Source organism: Nocardiopsis sp. RV163, assembly GCF_001029525.1.
GTDB lineage: Bacteria > Actinomycetota > Actinomycetes > Streptosporangiales > Streptosporangiaceae > Nocardiopsis > Nocardiopsis dassonvillei.
The window spans coordinates 1-4,838 of the sequence record NZ_LEKI01000251.1 but is presented as its reverse complement, the minus strand read 5'-3'; the positions used below and the strand labels follow the sequence as shown (position 1 = coordinate 4,838).

3 protein-coding genes and 1 pseudogene are annotated in these 4,838 nt (G+C 73.1%); all 4 read left to right on the top strand.

The window, feature by feature from the left end; translation table 11 throughout:
* Positions 1–957: pseudogene (locus tag ABD54_RS25345) on the top strand (serine/threonine protein kinase); the annotation flags it as partial.
* A gap of 183 nt (positions 958–1,140) precedes the next feature.
* Positions 1,141–2,070, top strand: a complete 930-nt coding sequence (locus tag ABD54_RS25340) for an AEC family transporter (protein ID WP_047872067.1) — start codon at positions 1,141–1,143, stop codon at positions 2,068–2,070.
* 229 nt (positions 2,071–2,299) lie between these two features.
* Positions 2,300–4,198: a serine hydrolase gene (locus ABD54_RS25335; protein WP_235432198.1), complete on the top strand. Its 1,899-nt coding sequence runs from the start codon at positions 2,300–2,302 to the stop codon at positions 4,196–4,198.
* A 290-nt stretch (positions 4,199–4,488) separates the two neighbouring features.
* Positions 4,489–4,821: a hypothetical protein gene (locus tag ABD54_RS25330; protein WP_047872065.1), complete on the top strand. Its 333-nt coding sequence runs from the start codon at positions 4,489–4,491 to the stop codon at positions 4,819–4,821.
* Positions 4,822–4,838: the final 17 nt, after the last annotated feature.

Genomic DNA, 4,838 nt, shown 5'->3' with positions numbered 1-4,838 from the left:
GGGCCCCTCCCGTACTCGGGTCCGCAGACCCCGCACGTTCCGCCGCACGCGCCGCCGTTCCCCGAAGAGGCGGCCCAGAACCCGGCGACCGCACCGCGACAGCCGCAGCCGCCTCGGTCACGGGAGCTCAGGCCCCGCCCCACCGGGCTGGAGGGGAGCAGGCTCCCGGCCGTCGACGCGGGCGGCACCGCCGAGATCATGATGGCCAAGCTGCGCGGCGAGGAGATCTCCGCGCTGCGCGCCTGGTCGCGCCTGGAGGGCTGGACGGGCACCGCCGAATCCTCCGCCCTGCCCGTGGACGAGTCCGAGCGCGTCGAGGACGACACCCCCTCCTGGGGTCCCGTGGCCGAGACCGAACAGCGCCAGCCGCGGTGGCGCCGCCACCTCCACATCGCCGTGACCGTGTGCGGCATCCTCACGGTCACCAGCGTCTCCGGGGTGTTCGGCGCGCTGGAGTCACCGGCCCCCGTGGTCGCGGCCGCCGAACAGGAGGCCGGACCCGAACCAGCGGCCGACGAGGAGGCCGCCGAACCGGTCGTCGACCCGTCGGCGCCGCCCGAGGTCTCCGCGCCGACAGGCGTCCTCCTGGCGGACAGCCTCAACGCCGTCGAGATCAGCTGGACCGACAACAGCGGCGGCACCGCCTCCTTCTTCGTGCTGGGCGGCCCCTTCGGCCACGAGGCCGCCACCCTGGCCCGGACCGGCCCCGGCGTGGTGTCCGCACAGGTCGCCACCGGCTACACGGGCATGGAGTACTGCTTCACGGTGATCGCCGTGGATGGCTCGGCGTCCGCCGCCGAGGAGGTCTGCACTACCCGCGCCGCCGACCGCGCCGAGGCCGAGCGCCTGGCCGAGGAGGAGGCCGCGGAGGAGGAGGCCGCCCGGGAGGCGGAGGAGGAAGAGGCCGCAGAGGAGGAGCCCTCGCCGTCCCCCGATCCGGAGGAGCCCGCGGAGTGAGGCGCCGCGCCGGAACCCGGACCGCCCCGGGAGCGGCCGCGTCCCGGACCCCCGCCGCGCGCCCCGAGCGGCGCCCGCGCCCGCCGGAACCGCCCGCACCGGTGTGATCTGCGACGTATCGCCCGAACCCGACCTCGGATAGCGTCTTCGGGTTGTGTCGCGCGTGTGCAGTGGGAGCGCCTCTTGTCCGGGGTCTTGATCGGTTTCGGTGTCATCACCAGCGTCGTCGTCATCGGCTACATGCTCGGGCGCCTCCCCCTCCTCGGCCCGGGGGCCAAGGAGATGCTCAGCAAGCTCGCCTTCTACGTGGCCAGCCCCGCGCTGCTGTTCACGATCCTGGCCGACGTCGACCTCTCCGTCCTGGTGTCCGGGCCCGTCGTGGTCAGCGTCGTCAGCGTGGCCGTCGTGGCGTTCGCCTTCGTCGTGTTCGGGCTCGTCAGGCGCCAGGGCGTCGGCCCGACCACGGTCGGCGCGCTCGCGTCCTCGTACGTCAACGCGGGCAACCTGGGCATCCCGATCTCCGTATACGTGCTCGGCGACGCGTCCCTGGTCGCGCCCATCCTGCTGACCCAGCTCCTGGTCCTGGCCCCGGTCGGCCTCACCCTCCTGGACCTGGCCGACGGCGACGTGCGCGGAGCGGGCCCCGTCTTCCGGCGGGCGCTGGGCACGCCGGTCCGCAACCCCGTGGTGATCGCCTCCCTGGCGGGCGTGGCCGTCTCCGCCTCGGGCTGGGTACCGCCCGAACCCCTGATGGAGCCCTTCCACCTGATCGGCGGCATGGCCGTCCCCGCCATGCTGCTGGCCTTCGGGATCTCCCTGCACGGCAGCCCTTTCCCCGGCCGGGGTCCGGAACGGGTGCCGATGCTGTTCGCCGTGGCGCTCAAGTCCGCGGTCCAGCCGCTCGTGGCGTGGGCCCTGGGCGCGCTGGTCTTCGACCTGGACGCCTCCAGCCTGTTCTCCGTGGTCGTGCTGGCGGCCCTGCCCACGGCGCAGAACGTCTTCAACTACGCCACCCGGTACCGCACCGGCGAGGTGATGGTCCGCGAGGTGGTGCTCGTGACCACCTTCCTCACCATCCCGGCCCTGCTCACCGTCACCTTCCTGCTGGGATGAGCCGGGGCGTAGTCCGCGCCGGGCTCCCGAAACCGCCGGGCAGCACGGCGAACACCGCGACCGACTGGTAGGTCTTCCCCGGCCGCACCCGCCCGCTCCCCCTCCGCGCCGCGCCCGGGCCCCCGGCGGTGCAGCTGGCTGTAGTACCGGAACGCCCGTGCGCACCAGTGCTCCGAACAGCGCCGGATCCTAGGTTCGAGGGGTAGCGAGAACACCCCGGGAGCCCCTGATGCCACGAATTCCCCGCGTCCTGCCGATGCTGGCCGCACCGTTGATGATCGCCGCCGTCCTGGCGCCCGGGGCGGCCTCGGCCGCCGCCGCGCCCGGCGCACCCACCGCCCCGGCCGAGGCCGTGCCGCTCAACCCCGAGACCGCGCGGGAGTTCGCGGACACCCGCGTCGCCGAACTGCTGGAGGAGCACGGGGCGCCCGGCGCGGCCGTGACCGTCGTGGCCGGAGGCGAGCAGGTCGCCTCCGCCTCCCACGGGTACGCCGACCTCGCCACCCAGACCCCCATGGACCACACGGTCCACACGCTTCCCACCGGCTCGGTGTCCAAGTCCTTCACCGCGGCAGCCGCCCTCCTCCTGGCCGAGGAGGGGGAGATCGACCTGAACGAGGACGTCAACGCCTACCTGCCCGAGGCCGCCCGGCTGCCCATGGACGGCGTCACGATGCACCACCTGCTCACCCACACCGCCGGGTTCGCGGACGTGCTCGACTTCCCCTCGGCCGGGGACACCGAAAGGCACATGAGCCTCCAGGAGGTGTACAGCACCCTCAAGCCCGAGGAGCTCTACGAGCCCGGCCGGTTCACCGCCTACTCCAACCACGGGAACGGTCTGGCCGGATACGTCGTCCAGGAGGTGAGCGGCCAGCCGTTCGAGGAGTACGTCGCCCGGAACCTGTTCGAGCCGCTGGGCATGGACAGGAGCGCGTTCCTCCAGATCTACGACGCCCGCGAGGTCTACGAGGTCCCGACGTTCCACCTGCCCGACGGCAGCACGGCCGGGGACCTGCACGTCTCCCAGGCTCCCGCGGGCGCCTCCCTCGCCTCCACCGACGACATGGCCCGGTTCATGCTGGCCATGCTGGGCGACGGCGAGATCGACGGCGAACGCGTGCTGCCCGCCGGGGTGGCCGGGCAGATGCTGGCGAGCCAGCACGAGTCCCACCCCGAGGCACCCGCCGTGGGCTACGGCACCTACCAGTGGCGGGGCGGGGACTCCCCGGTCATCGGACACGCCGGCGACCTGGACGGCATGCACACCGCCTACACCCTGATCCCCGGGATCGACGCCGGGATGTTCGTCGCGGTCAACGGCGACGACTCCGTCCAAGGGAACCCCCTGGAGGACCTGCGGATGACGGTGGCCCGGGAGTTCTGGGAGACCTTCGACCCGCAGGCCGCGCCGACCGGTGAGGCCGACACCGGCGCCGACCTCGGCGCCTACACGGGCACCTACGTCAGCAGCCGCCGCTCCGCCAGCGGGCCCGGCCAGATCGTCTCCCTCTTCGACAACATGACCGTGCGCGACGCCGGGGACGGCACCCTCTCCGTCAGCGGTTCGATGGCGGCGGACGACCGCTGGCTACCCATCGGCGGCGGGCGGATGTCCGCGGAGAACGGCGCGGACCGGCTGACCTTCCTGGAGGAGGACGGCGAGGTCGTCGCCCTGGCCACGGACACCAACGCCACCCAGGTCTACGAGCGGACCACCTTGCTGACCAGCCCGATCACGCACGGCGTGGTCGCCGCCGCCGGGCTGCTCGTCCTGTTCACCGCGTTCGTGCAGTTCCGCCGCGCACCGGACCGGTTCACCGTCCTGGCCCGCACGCTGGCCTCGCTGACCGCGCTGAGCTGCTTCGTCGCCGTCGGACTCGTCGCGTACGGGCTGTTCGACAGCCACACGCTGCAGCAGTGGATCTTCGACGAGTCCCCCGCGCTCACGCTGCCGCTCGCCGTCGCCGTCCCGCTCACCCTGGCCACCGCGGCCGTGGCCGTGACCGCCTGGGTCAGGGGGTGGCTGCGCCCGGCCGGGCGGATCCACCTCTCGCTGGTCGTCCTGGCCGCGACGGCCGTCATCCTGACGGGGGCCCGGTACGGCTTCGTGTGGCTGGTGTCCTGAGCGGGCCCGGGTCCGGGTCCGGAGCCCCGTCCTGGTTCCGGACCCGCCTCCGGCCCCGGCTTCAGCTGAACAGGAGCTAACGAACCGAGGCGAAAGGTACACACGCGGCGTCTCTCCGGGTAGCATCCCCACAGTTCAGGGGAACGGCGGAACTCCTGCCCCCGGCCGCGCGTCCCACCCGTCATCCGGACCCGCTCCAGCGGCCTCCAGGGCCGCGGGCGGGCCTTCCGTGCGTGGAGGGCGTCGTGCCCTCCACACGGGTTCCGCGTTCGAGGAGAGGAGACCCCCACATGACCACCGAAGCGGGCGGCAACCCGATCGAGGGGATGCGGGGCGGTGAGTACGCCGAGACGCTCGCGGCCGCCATGGCCGGACTCGCCGACGCGTTCGACCTCCTCATGGAGGACGCGGAGAGCGCCTCGGGCCACGACGACGTCAGGGCCGGGTTCAGCGCGTTCAAGGAGAACACCGCCCAGGCCCTCATCGACGTCCAGGCGCTCGGGCTGACGCTGGCCGACAACGTCCAGGCGGGCGCGGCGGAGATCGCGCGGAACGACCTGGACAGCTCGGAGGACTTCGACCACCCCTGGGAGTCCCACCGCGACATCAACTTCCAGGGCTGACGGCTCCCCCGCCGACC

Excerpts from the sequence above, each read along its gene's own strand:
- ABD54_RS25335 (WP_235432198.1), top strand. The coding sequence starts at position 2,300 with ATGCCACGAATTCCCCGCGTCCTGCCGATGCTGGCCGCACCGTTGATG.
- ABD54_RS25330 (WP_047872065.1), top strand. The coding sequence starts at position 4,489 with ATGACCACCGAAGCGGGCGGCAACCCGATCGAGGGGATGCGGGGCGGT.